Here is a 21,964-nt window from a genome sequence, read left to right as displayed (position 1 = left end):
ATTGTGAGCTGAAGGGCATGTGCGGCGGAAAGAGGGCGGAAGAGAAGGGGAAGGGCGGACCCTTCCTCTTTACGAGAGACTTTGCAGAAATTCGCCGACGCTCTTATTCATGCGTTTCAGGGCGGATGCTCCCTGGCGGCTGATTTCTTTTAAATTGTCAGACAATTCCGCTTTGGTATCCTGCAGCGCATCGGACGTTTCCGCCTTGGCCAGTTGCGCCTGGACGCGCATCTCCTGCAGGAAGGATTTGGCTTTTTCCCTGTCCTCTTTGAAAAGACTCAGAGCTTTGTTGGCCTCTTCGCGAGCGGTTTCCCAGCGGGTGCGCGCATCCATGAGTCCCAGGTGAAGCTGCACTTCGGCGGATTCCTTGGTTTTCTCCAGAGTTCCGGCATAATCGCTCAGACGACGGCTCAGGTTGTCCACCGTGTCGAACAATTCGGATTTCAAATCCTTGGCTTCCATTCCCGCAAGGTGAAGTTTGACCCGCAGTTTTTCGCCGAGGATCTTCAGTTTATCCGCCGTGTCCTCGATGGATTCACGCAGATCCGTGGAAATGTCCGCATCATCGGGCAGTGTGTTCAGAGGACCTGTTTCATGTTCGAGACGCATGGTGATTCTCCCTTGTTACAAACGTTCGGGTCGGCATGAGCCTTTTCGCCCATAAGCGACATCCATAAGTGGAAAAGCAAGGGTCGTACCAGATTTTTAGTTGGCTGCGCTTGCGCCTGTCACGCATACTGAAGATGGAAGACGAGACCTTTACCCCACAGCAAGGAATGCGGACACAATGATGCCCCAGGACCAGTTCCCCAGTTTTCGCGAGGTGCCCAACACGGGCGTAATCTATGTCATGACCAAAGCCCAGCAGGCCGGGTTTCACTACGGTGCGGCGGACTGGGCCAACCTCGGACAGGGGGCACCGGAAACCGGAGCCTTGGCGGCAGGCGAGGAGCGGCTGGAAGCTGTGGCGATTGACGCGACATCGAGTGAATACAGCCCGGTAGCGGGGCAAAAGGAACTGCGCGAGGCGGTTGCGGAGCTTTATAACAAGCGTTATCGACGCGGTCTGAAGTCACAGTATACTTACGAGAACGTCGCCATCTCGTCGGGTGGGCGGACCGGGCTTGCCCGGGTGGCCGCTTCGCTGGGACGCGTGCACCTCGGTCACTACCTGCCCGACTATACAGCTTATGAAGAACTCTTCGATGCCTTCAAAGGTTTCGTCCCCATTCCCATCGTCCTGAAGGAAAAGGATCAGTTTCGCGCCACGGCCGGTCAGCTCGAAGAAGAGATCGTAAGCCGCGGTCTCGGGGCTGTGCTGCTGTCCAATCCCAATAACCCGACAGGTCAGGTGATTCACGGCGCCGAACTCGAACGCTACGTGGAGGTAGGACGGCGGCAGCGCTGCGCTCTGATCTTCGATGAGTTCTATTCCCATTATCTTTACGATAGCGCGGCTTTGGAATCGGCCTCGCTGTCGGCCGCCCGTTATGTCGAGGACGTGAATAAGGAAATGGTCATCGTGGTCGACGGCCTGACCAAGAACTGGCGTTACCCTGGCCTTCGCATTTCCTGGACCATCGGTCCCAAGGCCATCATTCAAAGAATCGCCTCCGCCGGATCCTTCCTGGACGGTGGAGCCGCCCATCCTCTGCAAAAGGCCGCGATTCCCCTGGTCGATATCAAGGTCGCCGATCAGCAGGCGAAGATCATCCAGGGGGAATTCTCCAAAAAGCGCGAACTGATGATGCGTTCTCTTATTAGTATGGGCTTCCGCCTGCCGGCGCCCCCGATCGCCGGCTTCTATTGTTTCGCAGGTTTGGAGAAACTCCCGGAATCCCTGCAGGATGGTATGCAGTTCTTCGAGGCTGCCCTGCAAAAAAAGGTTATCGTGGTGCCGGGTAAATTCTTTGATGTGAATCCAGGCAATCGGCGGGGTCATATCCCCTCGCGACTGAACAAGTATGTGCGCTTCAGCTTCGGCCCGAGTCTCGCGGAAGTCGAACGCGGCCTGTCCCGCCTGCGTGAAGTCATTGCCGAGGCTGCTGCCAAAGGCGAATGAGTGTAAGATGGAAGCGCCCTCGTCCAGGATGAGGGTGCTTCATGAATAAGATCGAGCCGATTCCCTCACCATGTATCCCCCACATTAAAAATTCATTTGAGAGAATTTTATTTCTTCCGCAGTCGGAAGAAAGCCTCATCTACTCTGAAATTTCCTTACAATAACAGGTGCCTACAAATCACTTGCGCCAAAGAAGTTACCATTTGGTGAGGCGTTTCCAAACTTTCATTCGGGGCCGGTTGACTTCTCAGCCAGTGAAGAGGAAATTAGGGTCAGAAATGAAAGCAACTCGGAAGAGAAATATATGAGGCCGCACATTTCACAAAAAGTTCAGGAACAAGCTGCAGTGATCAGCGTTGTATCCGTGCGACTTATTTCTCTTATTCTCATTCTCGTGCTTCTTGGCATTGTACTTCTTCTTATTGCCAACGGGGGCCCGCCGTAAAGCTTACAAGCGAAAGACGGAGCCCCCAACACCCTGAAAAGTGTTGGGGGTTTTTCATTTACACGGTCACGCAGAGGACTTTATGCACTATCGGAGCAAGGAAATCACATCGCGCCCACCTGCTCGGGCCATGCTGAAGGCAACCGGACTCACCGATGATGATTTAAGTAAACCATTGATCGGCATTGCCAACACCTGGACTGAAGTCACGCCTTGCAACTTTCACCTGCGGCGCCTCGCGCAGAAAGTGAAAGAAGGCATTCGGGCGCGCGGCGGTACTCCGATTGAATTCAATACCATCGCCGTGTCCGATGGCATCACCATGGGAACCCAGGGCATGCGTGGCTCCTTGGTTTCACGGGAAGTGATCGCCGACTCCATCGAGCTGATGACCCAATCCCACCTCTTCGATGGCCTCGTGACCATCGTCGGCTGCGATAAGACCATACCCGGTGCGGCGATGGCCATGGCCCGCTGCGATCTGCCTTCTATTATGTTATATGGAGGTTCGATCGCTCCCGGTCAGTGGCGCGGTCAGAGCGTGACCATCCAGGACGTATTCGAAGCCGTCGGTGCGCATAGCGCCGGACGCATGAGTGATGATGAACTGTTAAGTTTGGAAAATCGCGCCTGTCCGGGCGCGGGTGCCTGCGGTGGGCAATTCACCGCAAATACGATGGCCATGGCCTTCTCTGTCATGGGGCTGTCACCGATCGGACTCAGTGAAGTGCCAGCCCTCGACCCCCGCAAAGACCAGGCCGCCTACCGCTGCGGTGAACTGGTGATGAAAAACCTCCAGGATCGAATCACCGCCCGCCACTTCCTGACTCCCGAAGCTTTCCGTAATGCCATCGTCGCTGTCTGTGCCACAGGTGGATCCACCAATGCGGTGCTGCATCTCCTCGCTTTGGCCAAGGAAGCGGACGTCGAGCTGCCGATCGATATCTTCGATCAGATTGCAGCGGAAGTTCCCTTGATCGCCGACCTCAAACCTTTTGGTCGGTATATGGCCACCGACCTGGAACGTGAGGGTGGAGTGGCCCTGGTTTGCCGCAAACTCTTTGCGGCCGGGATGCTCGTCGATGCTCCTAACGTGAACGGCCGCACTCTGAAAGAGGAAGCCGACGACCTAAAGGAACGCGCAGGTCAGGATGTTGTTTTGAATGTTGCAAATCCTTTGAAAACTCGCGGAGCTTTTGCCATCCTCAAAGGCGATCTCGCTCCCGATGGTTGTGTCCTGAAACTCTCAGGCAAAAATATCCAGCGCTTTGAAGGGCCGGCTCGGGTTTTTGATTCGGAGCAGGAAACCTTCGCGGCTTGCCAGGAAGGTCGCATCCACGCCGGTGATGTGGTTGTGATTCGTTATATGGGCCCGAAAGGGGCGCCTGGCATGCCCGAGATGCTGGCTGTAACCGCCGCGTTAATCGGCGCTGGTCTGGGAGATTCTGTGGCTCTCTTAACCGATGGACGATTCAGTGGGGCGACCCATGGACTTTGCATCGGACACGTGGCACCCGAGGCCCATGTCGGTGGACCCATCGCTTTGATTCGCGATGGAGATCGGATCACGATTGATGTCCCATCGCGCCGACTCGATGTCGATGCGGATTTGAAGAGTCGCCGTTCGGAGTGGAAGGCTCCGCCCGCACGATTTGAACGCGGTGTGTTTGGTAAGTACATCCGGGAAGTCGGCTCGGCCGCGCAGGGAGCGAGTACGCAGCCGGAGTAAGCCGACGGCTCAAGAGGTCCCCCTTCGGGGGATGACGATTAACAGGTGATGACGGAATCATACGTAAACCCTTGCAGAAGCAAGGGGCATGGCAGCGCTTTGCCAACTTCATAGGAGACACACAGATGAGCGCAGCATTCTTCGCCCAGCAGAATCTTGATACGACCCTGATTGATGGTCTAACCATCGCCGTACTTGGCTACGGTAGCCAGGGGCGGGCCCATGCTCTCAACCTGCGTGATAGCGGTTGCAATGTGCGCGTCGGTGTGCGGGAAGGCGGACCGAGTTATGAACAGGCGATCGTGGACGGCTGGCAGGTGCAAAGCGTGGCGCAGGCTGTGCGTGATGCGGACCTGATCTGCTTTCTGACCCCGGACATGCCGCAAAAAGCCATGTACGAGGAAGATGTGAAGCCGCATATGAAAAAAGATGCGACCCTGCTTTTCGCTCACGGCTTTTCCGTGCACTACGGCCGCATCGAGCCAGGTCCCGATCATGACGTGATCCTCTGCGCTCCCAAAGGTCCCGGGGCCCTGGTGCGTCGCCAGTATGAAGAAGGCAAAGGCGTCCCCTGCCTCATCGCGGTGCAGGCCGATCCTTCGGGCCAGGCGAAACAAAAAGCGCTGCAATACGCGCATAAGATCGGAGGCACCCGCGCCGGTGTTCTGGAAACGACCTTCAAGGAGGAAACCGAAACCGACCTCTTCGGCGAACAGGCCGTCCTTTGCGGTGGCGCGACCGAACTCGTGAAGGCCGGTTTTGAAACTCTGGTTTCGGCCGGATATCAACCCGAACTCGCTTACTTCGAATGTCTGCATGAGCTGAAGCTGATCGTTGACCTTCTCTATGAAGGCGGCCTTGCGAAAATGCACCAGTTCATCAGCGATACGGCCAAATACGGAACACTCGTCAGCGGCCGCCGCGTGATCGATGCCCACGCCCGCCGCAATATGCAAAGGATCCTGGAAGAGATTCAGGACGGAACCTTCGCCGCCCGTTGGCAAAAAGAATACGAAACGGGCCTGAAAAACTACCGGGCGCAGCTCAATGACGAACTGCGGCATGAGATCGAGTCAACAGGTAAACGTCTGCGTTCGCAGATGAGTTGGATTCAACAAGCGGGAGATAAGGCCGATGATCGGAGCCGACGCAATCATTAAGGCTCTCGAGCACGAGGGCACGGACCTGGTATTTGGATATCCGGGCGGCGCGATCATGCCTCTTTTTGATCGCCTGCTGGATGCCGGCTTCAAAACCATCCTGGTGCGGCATGAGCAGGGCGCGTCCCTGGCCGCTGATGGTTACGCCCGGGCCACGGGTCGAGTCGGTGTTTGCATAGCCACCTCAGGCCCTGGTGCCACCAATCTGGTGACAGGGATAGCCAATGCTGCTCTGGATTCGGTGCCGATCGTGTGCATCACGGGCCAGGTGGCGACGTCCATGATGGGCACGGATGCCTTTCAGGAAGTCGATATCTTTGGAATGTGCCTGGGTGTCGTGAAGCATAGCTTTGTGGCTCGCGATGCGAATGACCTTTATGGAATGATCCGCCGGGCCTTTGAAATCGCCCGCAGCGGACGTCCCGGTCCGGTGCTCGTGGATCTGCCGAAGGATATTTCGATTCAGCAGATCGAAACTCTGGAAGCCTGGCCGCCGATGCCCAAGCGTCAGGCGACTCCTTCGGAAACGGCGATGGCCCGCGCGCAGGAAATGATTCAGGCGGCCCAGCGTCCCCTGATTTATGTCGGCGGCGGCGTTGGCATCGCCGGTGCGGTGCGCACCTTCCGAAATTTTGTGAATACGACCCGCATTCCTGTGGTCGCGACCCTGAAAGGTCTGGGTTCCATTGAAACCGAACATCCTTTGTTTTTGGGGATGCTCGGCATGCATGGAATGAAGGCGGCGAACTACGCGGTCGAAAACTGCGATCTTCTGATCGCGGTCGGGGCCCGCTTCGATGATCGCGCGACGGGGAAACTGCAGGAATTCGCGCCGACGGCCAAGGTCATCCACATGGATATCGATCCGGCGGAAATCGGCAAGAATCGGTCACCGGAAGTGTCGCTCTGCGGCGCGCTGGAACCGAATCTGAAAGCCCTCACAATGCCTTTGGAGAAAGTCGAGTGGCTGGAGCAGTGCCTCGTCTGGAAGGATGAGTACCGCTGGAATTACGAAGCGCCCGGTGAAGGCATCTATGCCCCGCGCTTTCTGCAGCTGCTCTCACGACTCGTGCCGCGTCGCACGATCGTGACGGCCGATGTCGGTCAGCATCAGATGTGGCTCGCGCAGCATTTCGCGCTGCAGAATCCGAATGATCATCTGACCAGCGGCGGGCTTGGCACCATGGGCTACGGTGTTCCTGCGGCGATCGGCGCGCAGCTCGGCAATCCCGATGCGCTCGTCATCTGCTGCAGCGGTGATGGTTCCATCATGATGAACATTCAGGAATTGGCCACGATCAATCGCTATTCCCTGCCGGTCAAGATACTGCTCTTTGACAATCAAAGGCTCGGCATGGTGCGGCAGTGGCAGGAGCTTTTCTTCGCGGAACGGTACAGTGCGGTGGATCTCTCGGATAACCCCGATTTCGTGGCGTTGGCCAGGTCCTTCGGCATCGACGGCATGACGATTCAGGATCGCATGGATGAAATGCCAGGCATCGACTACCTGATCAATCATCCTGGTCCCTGTCTTCTGCACGTTCGCATAGATCCGCAGGAAAACGTGTGGCCTTTGGTCCCACCCGGAAAATCGAATATCCACATGATGGAGGGCTCTTCGTATGCTTTATCACGCTGAAATTCTCGCTCGGGATGAAGAAGGGGTCATGGAACGGATCCTCAGAGTTTTTCGCCACCGCGGCTACAGCACGCGCACGCTGCGGGCCACCTGTGATCAGGAGCAAAACCTGATTCACATCGAAATAGAAGGAGACAGCGAGCGCCCTCTCTCGCAACTTTCCCTTCAGATCGAGAAGCTCTGTGAAGTCATCGAAGTGACAGTGGGATCGCTTCCCGCTGTGCTGCCGAAGTTCGAAAGCCGGGGATTGAATCAGGTGATGAGGAGGCCAGTCTATGCAAGTTCCAGCCGAGGATAGAGTAAAAATTTTCGATACCACGCTGCGGGATGGCGAGCAATCGCCTGGGGCTTCGATGAACCTTGAAGAAAAGGTTCAAATGGCCGAAGTCCTGGCCCAGCTGAATGTTGATGTGATCGAGTGCGGTTTTCCCGCCAGCTCCGAAGGGGATTTCGCAGCGGTGCGCGCCATCGCGGATTCGGTTTCCGGACCGACCCTCGCCGGCCTGTCCCGCTGTCGCCGGGATGATATCGTGCGCACCCAGCTCGCTTTGCGGGGAGCGAAACGCAGCCGAGCGCATATCTTCCTCGCGACCAGCGAAATTCATCGGACCTATAAACTCCGCATGAATCGGGGCGAGGTCCTGACCTGTCTGCGCGAGGGTTTGACGCTGGCCCGGGATCTTTTCGATGAGGTGGAATTTTCCGCGGAAGACGCCGCGCGCACCGAACCGGATTTCCTGGCGGAAGCGGTTTATGAAGCCATCGAAGCAGGCGCGACTGTCATCAATATTCCGGATACGGTCGGCTATGCCGTGCCGCATCAGTTCGGCAATTTGATTCGCTATCTGAAAGCCAAGGTCCCCAATATCGATAAGGCCGTACTCAGCGTGCATTGTCATAACGATCTCGGTTTAGCCGTGGCCAATAGCCTCGCTGCGATTGAAGCCGGAGCCCGCCAGGTGGAATGCACCATCAACGGGATCGGCGAACGTGCCGGCAACTGTTCGCTGGAAGAACTGGTGATGGCGCTGAAAACCCGCAAGGATTATTACGGCGTCGAGACGGGCATCAACACCCAGAGCCTGGTATACGCCAGCACCATGCTGACCCGTATTACCGGCCTCGCCGTTTCGCGCAACAAGGCCGTGGTGGGTATCAATGCCTTCGCGCATGAAGCGGGTATACATCAGCATGGTGTGCTCATGCATCCGGCGACCTACGAAATCATGCGTCCTGAAGACGTTGGCCGCGCCGGCAACAGCATGGTGCTCGGCAAGCATTCAGGTCGACATGCATTTCATTACTGGATGGAAGAGCGGGATATTCACTGCACCGAGATGCAATTTGAAGAGGCTTTCAACGCTTTCAAACGTCTTTGTGACCAGAAAAAAGAACCCCAGGAGCATGAATTGCTGGCCATCGTAAGGGATATCGTGCACACTGCGGGCCATACGTCCCCTGTGCTCGCAAACTATTCCCTACGAGGAGTGTAACATGTCTATTAAGCCCAGCAATTGGATTTGGCATCGTGGAACCCTGGTCCCCTGGGAAGAGGCCACTGTGCATGTGCTCTCGCATGCCCTCCATTACGGAACCAGTGTCTTCGAAGGCATTCGTTGTTACAACACCAGCACGGGCCCGGCCTTTTTCCGCTTGCGCGAGCATGCAAAACGCCTTTTGGAATCGGCTTCGATTTACAAAATGCCGGTGACGTATGACGAGGATCAAATTTCGGAAGCCATCCACAAAGTTGTGGCGGTGAATGGTTTGGAAGGCGCTTACATCCGCCCGATCATTTTCTACGGCTATGGCAGCATCGGTGTGATGCCGACCACGGCCACGCGCCTGGAAATGTCGATCGCGGCGTTTGAATGGGGTTCCTACCTTGGCGCCAAGGGCCTTGATGAAGGCATCGATACCTGCGTGACCTCATGGTGCCGCGCGGCGCCGAACACGCATCCGCAGCTGGCGAAGGCCGGCGGGAATTATCTGGCCTCGTTCTTCATGGTCGACGAAGCCAGGCGCCATGGTTATACCGAAGCGATCGCTTTGAACAGCCAGGGCTTTTTGAGTGAAGGCCCGGGTGAAAACCTTTTCATCGTCAGAAATGGAAAGATCTATACGCCTTCCATTCACTGCTCGATCCTGGAAGGCATCACCCGCGATACGGTGATCCAGCTGGCGAAAGAACTTGGTTATGAACTGGAGGAAGGCACCTATCCGCGCGAACTCCTTTATCTTGCGGATGAACTCTTCTTCACAGGAACCGCCGCGGAAATCGTGCCCATTCGCAGCGTCGATGGTCGCAAGGTGAAAGATGGTAAACCCGGTCCCATCACCCGGGCTTTGCAGAAGGCTTTCTTTGGCCTCTTCAAAGGCGAAACAGAAGATCGCTGGGGCTGGCTCGAACCTTTGAGAAAGTTCGAAGCGCCGGCCCAAGTACTGGAGGCTTCCTATGCATCCTCGGACCCTTCTTGACAAGATCTGGAGCGCGCATGAGGTGGCGGCGGAATCCGCTGACCACCCCGCTATCCTCTATATCGATCGTCACCTCGTGCATGAGGTGACCTCGCCTCAGGCCTTTACCGAGCTGCGGCAGCGGGGGCTTCGGGTCCGACGCCCGGACAAAACCTTTGCCACGCTCGATCACTCGATTCCCACCGATGCGAAGCGCGAGGCCTATATCGACGATCAGGCCCGCACGCAGGTGGAAACCCTTCGCAAAAATTGCCAGGACTTTGGCATTCCGCTCTTCGACCTGGGATCCCCGTATCAGGGGATTATCCATGTGATCGCGCCGGAACTCGGGCTGACGCTGCCCGGGCAGACCATAGTTTGCGGCGATTCCCATACCAGCACGCATGGGGCGTTTGGAGCTCTTGCCTTTGGCATCGGAACCAGCGAGGTCGGGCATGTTCTGGCCACGCAGTGTCTTCTGCAGAAAAAGCCGAAGACGCTGGCTGTGCATGTGAGCGGGCAGCTCGGGCAGGGCGTGACCGCCAAAGATCTGATCCTGGCGATCATTCAAAAACTGGGATCCGGCGGGGGCACGGGTTATGTCCTTGAGTATCGCGGCGCGGCGATTGAAGCGCTCGATATGGAAGCGCGCATGACCCTTTGCAATATGAGTATCGAAGCTGGTGCGAAAGCCGGATTGATTGCGCCGGATGAAAAAACCTTCGCCTGGCTCCATGACCGGCGTTATGCGCCGACTGATGAGAAATGGCAGGAGGCCCTTGCGTACTGGAAGACTTTGAGAAGTGATAAAGGCGCGGTCTTTGATCGGGAAATTTATCTGAATGCCGATCACATTGCACCGATGGTGACCTTTGGAACATCGCCGGATCAATCCATCAGCATCCAGGAGCCTGTTCCTTCCGCGGACGAACTTCAGGGTGCGCTGCAGTATATGCAGTGGAAGGCCGGACAGAAAGTGGAAGGCACGGCAGTGGATGTCGTCTTCATCGGCAGCTGCACCAATTCCAGGATCACCGATCTGCGCGCGGCCGCGAAAATCCTGAAAGGCCGCAGCGTGGCCCAGGGTCTGCGCCTTATGATCGTCCCAGGTTCCGTTGATGTAAAGCGTCAGGCGGAAGAGGAAGGCCTTGCGCAGATTTTCCTGGATGCCGGCGCGGAGTGGCGGGAACCGGGCTGCTCGATGTGCATTGCCATGAATGGTGATCAGCTGCAGCCTGGACAGCTTGCGGTCAGCACCAGCAATCGAAATTTTGCAGGGCGGCAGGGCAAGGGTTCGCGCACCATCCTGGCGAGCCCTTTGACAGCAGCGGCCACAGCGGTCACGGGTCAGTTAACCGATCCTCGGGTTTTTCTGCTTTAGGAGTCAAGCATGCAGCCTTTTCACAAGCTGACGTCCCCTTTCATCACGCTGCCGGTCGAGAACATCGACACCGATCAGATTATCCCGGCCCGCTTTTTAAAGCAGACCCATCGCGATGGTCTGGGGGATGCTCTTTTTTTTGACTGGCGTTACAACGCCGACGGCTCGCGGCGGACTGATCAGGTTTTGAATGAGAAAGCAGGTCAGGATTATCAGATTCTGGTCGCGGCCCGCAACTTCGGTTGCGGTTCGTCCCGGGAGCATGCCGTGTGGGCCCTTCAGGGCTATGGTTTTCGGGCGATTATCAGCCCTTCGATCGGCGATATTTTCAAAAGCAATGCTTTGAAGAATGGGCTGCTGCCGATTGAAATCAGTCAGGAATTTTATGAGCGCATTCGGGCTCAGGATGTCGGCGCCCTTTTCATCGACCTTGAGAAACAGGAGGTGAAGCTGGCGTGCGGCATGATTGAGAAATTCTCGATTGACTCCTTCGCGCGTCTTTGTCTGCTTCAGGGTGTCGACCAGCTTGGATATCTTCTGGGCATGGATGAGGCCATCAGCCGTTTTGAAAGGAGAGCGCTGTGACCGATGCGCATATCGTAATACTTCCTGGTGATGGAATCGGTCCCGAGGTTTTGGAAAGCGGCATCCTCGTTCTGCAACGAGCCGCGCTGCTGGGTTCGCTTGATTTGCGCCTGGAACACGGATGGATCGGAGGCGCGGCCCTTGACCTTTGCGGCGAGCCTATATTCCCCGAGACCCTGCAGGCCTGTAAGGAAGCGCATGCGGTTCTTTTGGGAGCCGTGGGTGGACCCAAGTGGGAAAAAAATCCGGGACATTTACGGCCGGAAGCCGGGCTTTTGAAGCTAAGGAAAGAGATGGGCGTCTACGCGAATCTGCGTCCGGTCGTCACGCGTCCGGCTTTGGCGGGATTCACGCCCTATCGCCCGGAGATCCTTCAGGATGTGGATCTGATGATGGTTCGCGAGCTGACGGGCGGCGTTTATTTCGGTGAAAAGGGCCGCACGGAAGATTCCGCGTTTGATGTCTGCACTTATAAACGAGACGAGATCGAACGCATCACGCGGGTCGCGGCCAGACTTGCGCAAAAACGCCGGAAAAAGCTGACGTCGATTGATAAGGCGAATGTCATGGAAACCTCGCGCCTTTGGCGTCAGGTCGTGACCGACGTGATGGAACGTGAATTTCCCGATGTGCAGCTGGAGCATATTCTGGTCGATGCAGCCGCCATGTATCTGACGCAAAGGCCGGCATCTTTCGATGTGCTGCTCACTGAAAATATGTTTGGTGACATCCTTTCCGATCAAACCAGCACGCTCGCCGGTTCGCTGGGGCTTTTGCCGTCCGCTTCGCTCGGCGATCGTCAGCGCGGACTCTATGAGCCGATCCATGGCTCCGCTCCCGACATTGCCGGACGTGGGATAGCCAATCCCATCGGCACCATCCTGAGTGTGGCCATGATGCTGCGACTCTCTTTAAATCAACCAGACCTGGCGGATGCGGTGGAAAGGGCTGTGGAGAAAGTTCTCGCCACAGGACCTTTGACACCGGATTTGGAACGACTCCATCCCAGTCATACGCGGGAACTCACCACCCGTGTGTGTTCCGCCATGGGCGCGGAATAGTGCAGGAAGGTGGAACTTCGGTTCCACCTTTTTTCGCGAGGTTAAGCCCTGGCGGCTCCTAAAGAGTGAAGCTCAGTTTGGCGAAGTATTCCCGCGAAACAGGATCTTCCTGAACCTCAGGACGGATCTGATTCACACCACAATAGGCCGACAGGCCTTCGATATTCTGATAGCCAAGAACCCAGGACAGGCTCTTCTGTTCGACGACCTCAGCATAATCAGTGATTTTGCTTTGCTGGGCTGTTATCCGCATGAAAAGATTGCGACTGAAGAAGACGCGCAGAATTCCGTTCTGCACCCTTTCATCCAGGCCATGATCAAGAGCTTCGATCTGATAATTGTCATGATCATGCGCATATTCCAGAGACACATGCAGACCCAGGCTGACCCCGATCCGGCAGCTGGTCTTGCGATTGCGGCCCAGTGAATCTTCGCTGTAGACGGTCGCATGCCCCCAGAGGTAGCTGCATTCCAGTAATGATAGATAGCGCGGTGGCCTTAGAGTGAAACCCGCTTTCTGAGCGTTACCTTCGTGGAGCTCGCCGCCGAAGTCCACCCGCTGGATGTCCCGGGGTGCCCAGGCATAGTAGAAGGTCATCCAGTGATCCGTTTCATAAACGGCTTCCAGGGCCACGCTCGATGCCATCAGGGCTTTGGATTCATCTTCATATCTGCGAGCACCATTGATGTTGAAAAGAAGGTCGGACAGCATCCATTCCGGCTTTTTCAACTGGGTGCTCCAGGATCCAAAAAAATTGAGTTCCTGCGTTCCACGCTCCGGCATGAAGCCGAGGTCATTGACGAAGCCGGCCTCCGTGCGTTTGCCGGCGATATTGAACATGGTCTGGTCGCCACTATAATCATAGGCGATGGCTTGCGCCCGGCCCTTCTCCTCGTAGGCGTCCAACACGCCATCTGCCTTGTTTTCAGTACGGGAACTCAAGAACTGCGCGGTCACCCGATGGGTTGCATTGAATTTATAAGTAAGATCAGCGCTGCCGACAGCGTTCTCATAAAGATCCTTCTCCTGCTTCCCATTGAAACCAAGTCCAAGAGTCAAATGTTCATCGGCATTCCAACTGCCGCGGGTCATGATGTTCTGTGATGTGGTCCTGGCTTCCACATACTCCGACTGATAGGTGCCGGGTCGCAGGCGATAGACCTGGGACTGATCCCCTGCGGCCAGCGCGAAGACTTTATAATGCTCATGCCGGCTCAGAAGCTTTAGCCCATAGGTCGGCGAAACGATGGATCGACTTTGGGCACTGGAAAAAAGAGGAGCAAAGAGAATATCATTGCCTTCCAAAAAGAAGGGGCGTTTTTCTCTCTTCGGCAAGGGGAAGGGACTGTTGGCCTGCAGGTAGGGACTGTCGTCTTCCACCTGGGAATAGTCGGGCCGCCATGTTCCATCCAGCCGGGTGCCGGCGGCCAAAGGAAGGCTCACCGTGACGCCCAGATTCTCACGGTTGCGCCGTTCGCCGCCTTGGTCCTCGCGGCTGGCGAACGCCTCAACGACAGCCTTGATATGATTCTGCTTGGGCGGAGGGGTCAAGGTAAATTGCTGGGCTTTGCAAAGAATGCAGGATCCAAAATATTCCAAAGGGCTCGATGTCAGAAGCCCGAATGATTCCCGCAAATAGCGCCGCTCCACCAGAAGCGTGATGACGGTGGGGCTGGTCTTGTATTTCAGCTCATGGAATGGCAACTTCATACGCACCCGCCACCCGTCCGGCAGCGATTCGCATTCTGCCGTGAAGGTGAACTGCGGGGCGATATCGAGATAGGAATTCACTTCGTCGATCACAGCATCATAGGGAACGCAGGCCGCATTCACACCGATCAGCTGGCCAAACTTTCGATGTCCCGTCGGGTCTATCATGACGGAAACACGATCATCATCTTCGCTCATGGGCTGATCACGCAATCCATATTTTCGCCGCACCTGACTCATGTCATCATCATAGGACATGATTTCAAAGTAAAGCGCGTCGGCATCATAAACCATTTTATAGACTGTTCGAAAACGGGGTTTGGCGTGATCGATGACGGAATAGGTGAGTTCAAAGGCCTGGGCGGCCTGCCAGACCTCTTCGTTGTGAAGAATATCGGCTGCGGCGTTGGGTGCGAGAGGAGCCAGTTCAAGCGGCGAAGTTTCGGCCAAAAGCTGCGGGGCTGATACCAGAATAAGAACCGTGCCTACCCATGATGGCAGCTTCATAACGTGTCTCAATTGTAAGGAGTTCAGGATATCTTTCCATTCTAAGACGCTTCGCCGACTTCCACAAACACCCTCCGTGAAATGAGATCAAGATATACGGCCAGGAAAGAATCCCAAGGCCGGCATCGAAGCCTCCCTTAAGTTTCCTTGCTGCTTTCCGAAACCAGATCCATGAGCTGGTTTTTAAAGAAATTTCTCTCTATTTTAAGTCTTCTCCTTCTGCCAGCCCAGGGCGGGTCAGCAGCTCCTTTCGCCTTGTCTTCGATGTCTGAAACAGTGGACGTCAGTGATGCCTTCGTCTCTCAGATTGAAGAGAGGGGCGTTGCCCTTGACCCTGAAATGTTGAAGCAGAGTGACGAGAACTGGACGCCGAACCCAAAATCCTGGCCTTACGGCGACGATATCATATGGCTGCGGGCGCGCTTTCAGAATGAGGACACGCAAACGTCCCATAAGATCTTGTCGCTGGCCTATGCGTCGCCGACGATAGCCGATTTCTTTGTCTACGATGCGAACGGACAGCTTGTGAAGAAGGTGGCCAACGGCACTTTTTCTCCCTGGTCGGGCCGTGATCTGAAACTGAATCTTTCTGGAATTCGGCTGGATGTCCCGCCGGGTGCTGTTCATACTGTGCTCTTGCGCATGCAGTCGAAGAGCCTTGAGGATAGCCACTTTCTTTTAAGTCCGAGGACGCCCAGAGCCAGCTGGACTGGATTTACCTCGCAGCTTATGGGCTTTACTTCGGCCTCGCTCTGGCTCTTTTCTTTCATAACCTCAGCCTTTATTTTTCGGTGCGGGATAAGGTTTATCTTTACTACCTCGCTGTCGTGGGCTGTATCACGCTGGCCATGTGCTTTTCATCGGCCTATTACTCGGTGTTCTGGTACCGCCTGCCGAAGGTCTTTCATAACTTCCCTTATGCCACGCCCTCCATGGTTCACATCGTGGCCCCGCTCTTCGTTGCTGAGTTTCTTCATATCAAACTCCGACAGCGTTGGGTGGGCCTGGCTCTGGCTTTGATGTCCTGCTCCGGGCTCCTCGTGGCGCTGATGCAGCTGAGCGTGCTGATCGCATTGCCTTCATTGTGAATGCCCTGCGCTCTTTTTCGCAGGATGATGACGTATCCGAGCGGGACTCTTTCTCCCTGGCCGATGCTGTTCAGAAAGCGCTGTCCCTCTGCGACCAAAGAATGAAGGACCGCGGTATCCAGCTGCAACTGGATCTCGATACAAGATCCTATCAGGTGATGGGGTCGGAAGCTCGCAGCATGGAAGTGATCCTGATGCTGCTCGATAATGCCATTGATATCCTGGATGAAGTCCCCGAGAAAAAAATCGTGGTGCATTTGAAGAAACGTGACAGCTCCAGCGGCAGCCGGGTGCGACTGACGATTCAGGATAGCGGTCCGGGTGTGCCTCCGGATCTCCAGACCCATCTTTTTCAGCCCTTTTTTACGACAAGGCCGGTCGGTGAAGGCGCTGGTTTAAGTCTAAGCCGTAGCCACGGCATTGTTCAATCCATGCAGGGCGAACTTTCTTATGAACGACGCGAGGGTCATACGCATTTCATCATAGATCTGCCTTTGGCAGCCTGAAATCATGGCAGGCAGGTCATGGAATTGATCTCCACGGTATGAACCGCCTCGTGCGCGTCGCTATCATCAAGTATGCTGACAGAGGACGGGTAGGGGAAGGCAGCGAAAGCCTTGTCCGGCCCATAACGCAACCAGCCGACATAGGAGCGGCTCAGGTCGCGATAAGTGAATTGCACAAGTGTGAGCTTCGGTGAGCCTTTGGGATAATAGGCGATATACTGGTCCAAAGATGGGTCGTTCCAATCTCCAGGTTTCAGAGTGAAGAAAAACGCCGCAAACGTTTCTGTGCCGAGAGTCTTCTCGCCAAGATAGACGGGATTATACGCGGCGGCTATGGCCTGTGGCAGAGTCACGTAAAGTCGCAGCGACTCCACATAGATGCGATCCCATCCGCTCAGTTCACTATCCTTCAATACAAAGGGCGATTGACCAGGGAGGTTGACGGCGCTGTTTGCGCCAGCCTCTTGCAACTGAAATGGGCTGTGGTTCTCGCTCAGGGGCGTGAACCAACGCAGAACACGGCTGGACCAGGTGTCGGTACCCCGGATGTCCAGCACCCCGGCGCAATGCGGCCGGTTTTTTTGCAGATCCTTATGCCAGCTGACGCCTGCATCCATGCCAGCTTTTTCGGGACGGGCATCGAGAAGATCCACATGACGGCAGCTCGACAGGAAAAGCCAGAAAAGGACCAGGATCGACGCGCGCATGGTGCTTCCTTTCCAAGGACGATGTTCCCATCATTTGGCCCCGGGCCGGGGTGGGATGTCAATCGAATTTGCCTCTGTACACCCGGAAACATAAATCATGTCCAGGGGTTTTCAGTCCCCAGCGGCTGCATCTTTCGCCTCTTGCAAGGAGCCATCAATGGGAGTAGAAGGACCATGCTTGTGCCTGATAGACTTGGCTTTCAGGCCAACTAACTTTCCGCGAAATGGTCACGATTATGCCGCTTGCCTTTCTTGCCCTGATGCTCGTGCAGCTCAATTTTGGAATACTCCCGGTCGCGCAAAAACTGGCGTTGAATACCCTGACTCCACTGGCGCTCTTTGGAATTCGCACGGTGCTCGGTGCGAGTTTGTTCTTTGTCTTTTATAAATTATGGTCAAGCCGCAAGACGGGATCAGGCGTCGGAACGAAAACGCCCGCGAAAGTCTACTTCATGCTCTCGCTCCTCGGCATCGCGTTGAATCAGTTCCTTCTGATCCTCGCTCTGACCCACACCACCGCCATAGCCACGGTCGTCGTCGTTCCTTCCATCACACTTTTCACTTACGGCTTCGCCATTCTTTTGAAACGCGAGAGCTTCGAATGGAGCAAGGCCATCACCCTTCTTCTGGGCGGCATGGGCGTTCTTTTGCTTTTTGGTGAAGGGCTTTTGCACATGATCGAAAAGCTGGACGCCTCGATCTTTCTGGGGAACGCCCTGTGCCTCGTATCCGCTGCTGTTTACGCTTTCTATCTCGTCATCTCGCGCGATTATGTGGGCCGGCAGTCCGCGGTGGAATTCACGAGCCGCATGTTCGGGGCCGCTGTCGTTTGGTTCGCTCTGCTCTTGTTGGGAAGCTGGATCTGGCAGCTCATGCAGGATCCTAACGGGTCCATCGTGAGCCTCTTTTTAAAGGAGGCCCCCATGGACAGCACTCCAGTCGTCAGCGGATTCACACCCCAGCTGATCGGAACCCTCGGCTTTATCGTCCTCGGCCCTACGGTCATCAATTATTTCTTGAATCTCTGGACTTTGAAACATTTGCCGGCGAGCACGGTCAGTGGCTTTATCTGCCTGCAGACCCTGATCGGATCCACTGTTTCCTACTTCGTTCTGGGTGAGACGATCAAGCCAAGCTATGTGATCTCGGCTGTATGTATTCTATCCAGTGTTTTGCTCTTGAGCATGCGTTCGCTGCGGGCGCCGCTCAGGGCCCGCTGTCATTGATCACGAACGAACCGTTTCCCGCCCCGCTGACCTTTCAAAGGAATGCATGAAATGAAGCCTGCATGGGTTCCTCAAAGACGGCTTAGGCCTTTCGGGCTAGGCTTTGGGTGGTCTTGCTCTACTTTTAACTTCGTATAAATAGCTGCTGCACAAAATCAAGGGAGTCGATTGAAATTATACTCTCAAATCTTGCGTGCATGATCGTCAATGGCTCAAGGTTTGGCCCATGCTGCCGAATCAAAGCCTGAATTCGAGACGATCATTGCACTTAGGATGTGACAGATGAAAAAGCCCAGGCTCGCTCTTTTGATGATGACTTTGGCGTGGAATAGCAGCGCCTGTTTGAAGAAGAAGAAGAAGAAGACCAACACTGCCGCAGCCACGGCCGGGGCAGAGACGCTCGCTCCCACTTATACTTTGAAGGGTACTGTGAGTGGTCTCTTGCCGGGCGCGAGTCTGACTTTCAATCTCAATGAATCGGAATCCTTGACGCTCACAGAAGACGGTAATTTCACTTTTGCGGCTGTCCTGAAGGAAGGTGACAGCTATGCAGTAGCCATTGATAGCTTGGACGGTCAATGGGTCGATTCCTTGTTGAATGAATGTTCGATCACGAACGGATCTGGAACAGTCAAAGAAAATCCAAGCGATGTGGCCATTGAATGTAAAAAAATTCTCGTATTCTATGCGAACAGCGGTACAAGCGGTGAACGCGGTCTGTGGCGGACCGATGGGACGGAAGCAGGGACAACGTTCTTGCATGAAGTGAATTCAGCAGCCAGTCCCTGGGCGCCATACAATACTTTCATGTCCCACACGATTCAAAACCAGCTCTATTTTTTAGCCAAAGGCAGTGATACCGGAACCCAGCTCTGGCGAAGTGATGGAACCGGCGACGGCACGTCAATCTTCTATAATACCGGGAATGTGGTATCAGCCAATGCAAATCTGAAGTTCGTGAAGCTGGACTCACAGTTTTACTATGCCTTCAATGATGGCACCCATGGACTTGAACTGTGGAAGACCGATGGTTCGGCAAATGGAACGGGATTGGTTAAAGATATTGGCAGTAATGGTGGGGGTCCAGGCAACCTCGCTGTCGCCAAGGATCGCCTTTATTTCAACATCGATGATGCCGCTCATGGCACTGAGCTTTGGACCAGTGATGGTACGGACGCCGGTACTGTTCTTGTGAAGGATGTGGTGGCAGGGACCGATAGCAGCTACCCTGGTAAAGTAGTAGGCATGGGTGATAGCGCATATTTCCTGGAGTTTAGTTCACCCCATCAAATCAAAAGACTGTGGAAAACGGATGGCACCGAAGCGGGAACAAGCGTGATCAAGGAGATCGATCGTGGCGTTACGTCCGGCGTTATTGATAGCACGCTTGCTGTTTTAGGTAACACCCTGCTCTTTCCAGCGGATGATGGAGTCAACGGTCTTGAAATGTGGAAAAGCGATGGGACTGCGGCAGGTACCGTGATGCTCAACGACATCGCTGCTGGAGCCACTGGGTCCAGTCCTGGTCCGATAACCATCATGGGCGGTTTTGCGTATTTCAGTGCCAAAACCGCAACTCATGGAATTGAGCTTTGGAAAACGGATGGCACCGAGGCCGGAACTGTTCTGGTAAAAGATATCTATGAGGGTGCGACGGACGGCTCTCCCTCAATCAAAGTGGTGACAGGCAACAAGCTCTTTTTGACCGCAACCGATGCCGCTCACGGGACTGAGATTTGGGTGAGTGATGGCACAAGCGAAGGGACCGTCTTGCTTAAGGATATCCAAGGCAGTGGAGGCGGTATTCCCAGTATTTTCGCCTACGATGGAACTCATGTCTACTTTCGTGTCACCAGCCTGGAGTATGGCTCCGAACTTTGGAAGTCTGATGGCACCACGGCCGGTACCGTTTTGGTGAAAGACATCAATCCAGGTTCTACTGGATCGAACCTTTGAATTCGGTTCGCTGGCGCGTTCGATCGTTCAAGACCGCGCCTTGAATTAAGAAGTCCTCTCCTCAGACAAATCAATTTTTACGGACCGCAGATTCTTCAGCCTAGGCCGAACATCCTAGGCCGCTCAATCCCATACTGGAAGCGTTGTCTAGCGAAGTCCGGTCATGGTAATCTTAGCCTATTATAGCTGCCAAAAATGAAGCGGGAAAAGCCGCCAACGCGTGACGCTCTCTTACGAGAAACATTCACGAGGCGCGCGGCTGAACATCTCTTGTGATAGGGAATCCTGGATGAGAAAGTGGTTCTTCCTCAGTTTACTGTCTTCGGCGCCCATTTTTGCTGAAGACAAAGACGCAAGCTCCAAGCTTTTCCTCCTTTCAACCTATGATCGGTATTCACTCAAGACCACCGATGCGCTTGAGGTCGACAAGGAAGGCTCGGGCTATTCCCTCGCGCTCGGCGGTTATTCGCCTCTTGGTCAAGGATACCTGCAATATGGAATTGGCTTCAGAGGCGGGCAGGCCACAGGGGAAAACTATGATAGAAGCCAGGAAGTCGAAGTTTCCGATATCCTCATAAAACTCGGCTATCTTTATCCCATTCCTGGTGTTGAACCGTATCTGCACGCTGGCCTCGTCAGTGACATATCCACAGGCAAAGGATCCAGTTTGGGCTACGAAGATACTGAATCCATTCAAACCGTCGCTCGGCTTGCCCCCATCGTTCACCTGCGATTTCCTGTGGGTGGTGCCTGGAGCCCTTACCTGGAAGCCAGCTATGCCTGGGACCTCAACAATAAATTCTACCGCGAGAATCGCAGCAGCTATGGTTTGGGTATCCTGCTGGAGCTTGGTCAAACGGCAGCAGCAGAACCCTTGAAGTCCTCTCCTGTAGCCGTGTCTGCCCCGGAACCGATTCCTGAGTCAGCCCCACAGGTCGCGGAAGAGACTTTGGCCATCGGCAGTGGCGTGCTGATCTTTCCTCTGGGTGAAGCGGAGTTACCGACCTCACTGCAGACCTATGCGGGTGGCCTCGCACACATACTGAAGGAGCAAGCTGATGCCTGGACCCGCTTGTCGATCATAGGCTACGCGGAAAACACCGAAACTGAACTCTATGGTGCCGACTTGAGCGGGAAGAGGGCAAAATCCGTCTACGATTTCTTCCTTGCTCAGGGGATCAATGGGGAACGCCTGGGCATAGCAGAAACTCCCAGGGGTGAGGGAGACACCTTGTCCCGGCAAAGGGTCGATATCTTCCTGTCTGGTCGCTCGATGGGCAGACTCAGGGGCATCGAGACACAGATTGCGAGCAAACGCAGCGCCACAACCATCAGTCTGCGACTTGAGACCTTGACTATGGATAAATCAAAAGTGGATGTCGGACCCAAAGGCAAAAGCTTTCTGATCGAACTCGCCAAGCTGCTGAAAGCTCACGACGATCAATGGAAATTTTTGACTGTAACTGGTTTCACCGACGCACGAGGCAATGCCGAAATCAATCGTCGCGTGGCGACACAGCGCGGGGAGCGTCAGGCCACTATTCTTATCAACGAAGGACTGCCGAGTGACCGCGTGAAAAGCATGGGCGTAAGCACCGCGGCTTTGCTGGAATCGCAGAATCCAACCTCGCATTGGAACAGGCGTGCTGAAATCGAAATTCACGGGGTTGTGGATGCCACGACGCTCAAGGCTAAAATTGATGAGCTTTCTGGACAATAGCAGTTGGGCAAAAGCCATGGACAG

General features: G+C 55.0%; 18 protein-coding genes and 1 pseudogene. 16 read left to right on the top strand and 3 right to left on the bottom strand.

Translation table 11 applies throughout. From position 1 onward, the window contains the following. Nucleotides 1-69 precede the first annotated feature (69 nt). Entirely contained in the window at nt 70-609 is a 540-nt protein-coding gene (locus tag VFO10_RS31080; protein WP_325145932.1) for a hypothetical protein, read from the bottom strand. A 178-nt stretch (nt 610-787) separates the two neighbouring features. Between VFO10_RS31080 and VFO10_RS31075 the strand changes: the two genes are divergently transcribed. The 10 genes from VFO10_RS31075 (at nt 788) to leuB (ending at nt 12,519) form a co-directional block, all read left to right on the top strand. After that, nucleotides 788-2,062 (top strand): pyridoxal phosphate-dependent aminotransferase, encoded by a 1,275-nt coding sequence (locus VFO10_RS31075; protein WP_325145931.1) that lies wholly within the window; start codon nt 788-790, stop codon nt 2,060-2,062. 527 nt (nt 2,063-2,589) lie between these two features. Further along, a complete protein-coding gene (gene ilvD, locus VFO10_RS31070; RefSeq protein WP_325145930.1) occupies nt 2,590-4,236 on the top strand; it encodes a dihydroxy-acid dehydratase in 1,647 nt (548 codons plus the stop codon). Between the two features lie 125 nt (nt 4,237-4,361). Further along, entirely contained in the window at nt 4,362-5,396 is a 1,035-nt protein-coding gene (ilvC, locus tag VFO10_RS31065; RefSeq protein ID WP_325145929.1) for a ketol-acid reductoisomerase, read from the top strand. Beyond that, nucleotides 5,371-7,035: an acetolactate synthase 2 catalytic subunit gene (gene ilvG / locus VFO10_RS31060; RefSeq protein WP_325145928.1), complete on the top strand. Its 1,665-nt coding sequence runs from the start codon at nt 5,371-5,373 to the stop codon at nt 7,033-7,035. The genes ilvC and ilvG overlap by 26 nt, the downstream gene beginning before the upstream one ends. Continuing rightward, a complete protein-coding gene (locus tag VFO10_RS31055) occupies nt 7,019-7,333 on the top strand; it encodes an ACT domain-containing protein (protein ID WP_325145927.1) in 315 nt (104 codons plus the stop codon). The genes ilvG and VFO10_RS31055 overlap by 17 nt, the downstream gene beginning before the upstream one ends. Then, complete coding sequence (locus tag VFO10_RS31050) at nt 7,311-8,528, top strand: 2-isopropylmalate synthase (protein ID WP_325145926.1); 1,218 nt, start codon at nt 7,311-7,313, stop codon at nt 8,526-8,528. Before VFO10_RS31055 ends, VFO10_RS31050 begins: the two co-directional genes overlap by 23 nt. Before the next feature lies 1 nt (nt 8,529). After that, nucleotides 8,530-9,513 (top strand): branched-chain amino acid transaminase, encoded by a 984-nt coding sequence (locus VFO10_RS31045; RefSeq protein ID WP_325145925.1) that lies wholly within the window; start codon nt 8,530-8,532, stop codon nt 9,511-9,513. Next, a complete protein-coding gene (gene leuC / locus VFO10_RS31040) occupies nt 9,491-10,873 on the top strand; it encodes a 3-isopropylmalate dehydratase large subunit (RefSeq protein WP_325145924.1) in 1,383 nt (460 codons plus the stop codon). The genes VFO10_RS31045 and leuC overlap by 23 nt, the downstream gene beginning before the upstream one ends. Before the next feature lie 9 nt (nt 10,874-10,882). Continuing rightward, complete coding sequence (gene leuD / locus VFO10_RS31035) at nt 10,883-11,458, top strand: 3-isopropylmalate dehydratase small subunit (protein WP_325145923.1); 576 nt, start codon at nt 10,883-10,885, stop codon at nt 11,456-11,458. Further along, on the top strand, nt 11,455-12,519 hold the full coding sequence (gene leuB, locus VFO10_RS31030) for a 3-isopropylmalate dehydrogenase (protein ID WP_325145922.1): 1,065 nt from the start codon (nt 11,455-11,457) through the stop codon (nt 12,517-12,519). Before leuD ends, leuB begins: the two co-directional genes overlap by 4 nt. 58 nt (nt 12,520-12,577) lie before the next feature. On the opposite strand, the gene VFO10_RS31025 is transcribed toward leuB, so the two are convergent. Continuing rightward, nucleotides 12,578-14,737, bottom strand: coding sequence for a hypothetical protein (locus VFO10_RS31025; protein ID WP_325145921.1), 2,160 nt, complete (start codon nt 14,735-14,737; stop codon nt 12,578-12,580). A gap of 171 nt (nt 14,738-14,908) precedes the next feature. Between VFO10_RS31025 and VFO10_RS31525 the strand changes: the two are divergent. The 3 genes and pseudogenes from VFO10_RS31525 to VFO10_RS31015 form a co-directional block, all read left to right on the top strand. After that, nucleotides 14,909-15,382: pseudogene (locus VFO10_RS31525) on the top strand (7TMR-DISMED2 domain-containing protein); the annotation flags it as partial. Nucleotides 15,383-15,441: 59 nt separating this feature from the next. Then, nucleotides 15,442-15,825: a 7TM diverse intracellular signaling domain-containing protein gene (locus tag VFO10_RS31020; RefSeq protein ID WP_325145971.1), complete on the top strand. Its 384-nt coding sequence runs from the start codon at nt 15,442-15,444 to the stop codon at nt 15,823-15,825. After that, nucleotides 15,822-16,331, top strand: a complete 510-nt coding sequence (locus VFO10_RS31015; protein ID WP_325145920.1) for a sensor histidine kinase — start codon at nt 15,822-15,824, stop codon at nt 16,329-16,331. The genes VFO10_RS31020 and VFO10_RS31015 overlap by 4 nt, the downstream gene beginning before the upstream one ends. Before the next feature lie 2 nt (nt 16,332-16,333). On the opposite strand, the gene VFO10_RS31010 is transcribed toward VFO10_RS31015, so the two are convergent. Continuing rightward, nucleotides 16,334-17,038: a hypothetical protein gene (locus tag VFO10_RS31010; protein ID WP_325145919.1), complete on the bottom strand. Its 705-nt coding sequence runs from the start codon at nt 17,036-17,038 to the stop codon at nt 16,334-16,336. 236 nt (nt 17,039-17,274) lie between these two features. On the opposite strand from VFO10_RS31010, the gene VFO10_RS31005 reads away from it, so the two are divergent. The 3 genes from VFO10_RS31005 (at nt 17,275) to VFO10_RS30995 (ending at nt 21,940) form a co-directional block, all read left to right on the top strand. Beyond that, entirely contained in the window at nt 17,275-18,264 is a 990-nt protein-coding gene (locus VFO10_RS31005; RefSeq protein ID WP_325145918.1) for a DMT family transporter, read from the top strand. Nucleotides 18,265-18,606: 342 nt separating this feature from the next. Continuing rightward, nucleotides 18,607-20,220, top strand: a complete 1,614-nt coding sequence (locus tag VFO10_RS31000; protein WP_325145917.1) for an ELWxxDGT repeat protein — start codon at nt 18,607-18,609, stop codon at nt 20,218-20,220. A gap of 289 nt (nt 20,221-20,509) precedes the next feature. Beyond that, nucleotides 20,510-21,940: an OmpA family protein gene (locus VFO10_RS30995; RefSeq protein WP_325145916.1), complete on the top strand. Its 1,431-nt coding sequence runs from the start codon at nt 20,510-20,512 to the stop codon at nt 21,938-21,940. Nucleotides 21,941-21,964: the final 24 nt, after the last annotated feature.

Origin of the sequence: Oligoflexus sp. (assembly GCF_035712445.1) — a bacterium.
Taxonomy (GTDB): Bacteria; Bdellovibrionota_B; Oligoflexia; order Oligoflexales; family Oligoflexaceae; genus Oligoflexus.
Note: the sequence above shows the minus strand (reverse complement) of the source record. Positions and strands in the feature narration are given on the sequence as shown.

What these genes read in the sequence shown, in the direction of transcription:
- VFO10_RS31080 (WP_325145932.1), bottom strand. Translation starts at nt 609, where the DNA reads ATGCGTCTCGAACATGAAACAGGTCCTCTGAACACACTGCCCGATGAT.
- VFO10_RS31075 (WP_325145931.1), top strand. Translation starts at nt 788, where the DNA reads ATGATGCCCCAGGACCAGTTCCCCAGTTTTCGCGAGGTGCCCAACACG.
- ilvD (WP_325145930.1), top strand. Translation starts at nt 2,590, where the DNA reads ATGCACTATCGGAGCAAGGAAATCACATCGCGCCCACCTGCTCGGGCC.
- ilvC (WP_325145929.1), top strand. Translation starts at nt 4,362, where the DNA reads ATGAGCGCAGCATTCTTCGCCCAGCAGAATCTTGATACGACCCTGATT.
- ilvG (WP_325145928.1), top strand. Translation starts at nt 5,371, where the DNA reads ATGATCGGAGCCGACGCAATCATTAAGGCTCTCGAGCACGAGGGCACG.
- VFO10_RS31055 (WP_325145927.1), top strand. Translation starts at nt 7,019, where the DNA reads ATGCTTTATCACGCTGAAATTCTCGCTCGGGATGAAGAAGGGGTCATG.
- VFO10_RS31050 (WP_325145926.1), top strand. Translation starts at nt 7,311, where the DNA reads ATGCAAGTTCCAGCCGAGGATAGAGTAAAAATTTTCGATACCACGCTG.
- VFO10_RS31045 (WP_325145925.1), top strand. Translation starts at nt 8,530, where the DNA reads ATGTCTATTAAGCCCAGCAATTGGATTTGGCATCGTGGAACCCTGGTC.
- leuC (WP_325145924.1), top strand. Translation starts at nt 9,491, where the DNA reads ATGCATCCTCGGACCCTTCTTGACAAGATCTGGAGCGCGCATGAGGTG.
- leuD (WP_325145923.1), top strand. Translation starts at nt 10,883, where the DNA reads ATGCAGCCTTTTCACAAGCTGACGTCCCCTTTCATCACGCTGCCGGTC.
- VFO10_RS31025 (WP_325145921.1), bottom strand. Translation starts at nt 14,737, where the DNA reads ATGAAGCTGCCATCATGGGTAGGCACGGTTCTTATTCTGGTATCAGCC.
- VFO10_RS31010 (WP_325145919.1), bottom strand. Translation starts at nt 17,038, where the DNA reads ATGCGCGCGTCGATCCTGGTCCTTTTCTGGCTTTTCCTGTCGAGCTGC.
- VFO10_RS31005 (WP_325145918.1), top strand. Translation starts at nt 17,275, where the DNA reads ATGCCGCTTGCCTTTCTTGCCCTGATGCTCGTGCAGCTCAATTTTGGA.
- VFO10_RS30995 (WP_325145916.1), top strand. Translation starts at nt 20,510, where the DNA reads ATGAGAAAGTGGTTCTTCCTCAGTTTACTGTCTTCGGCGCCCATTTTT.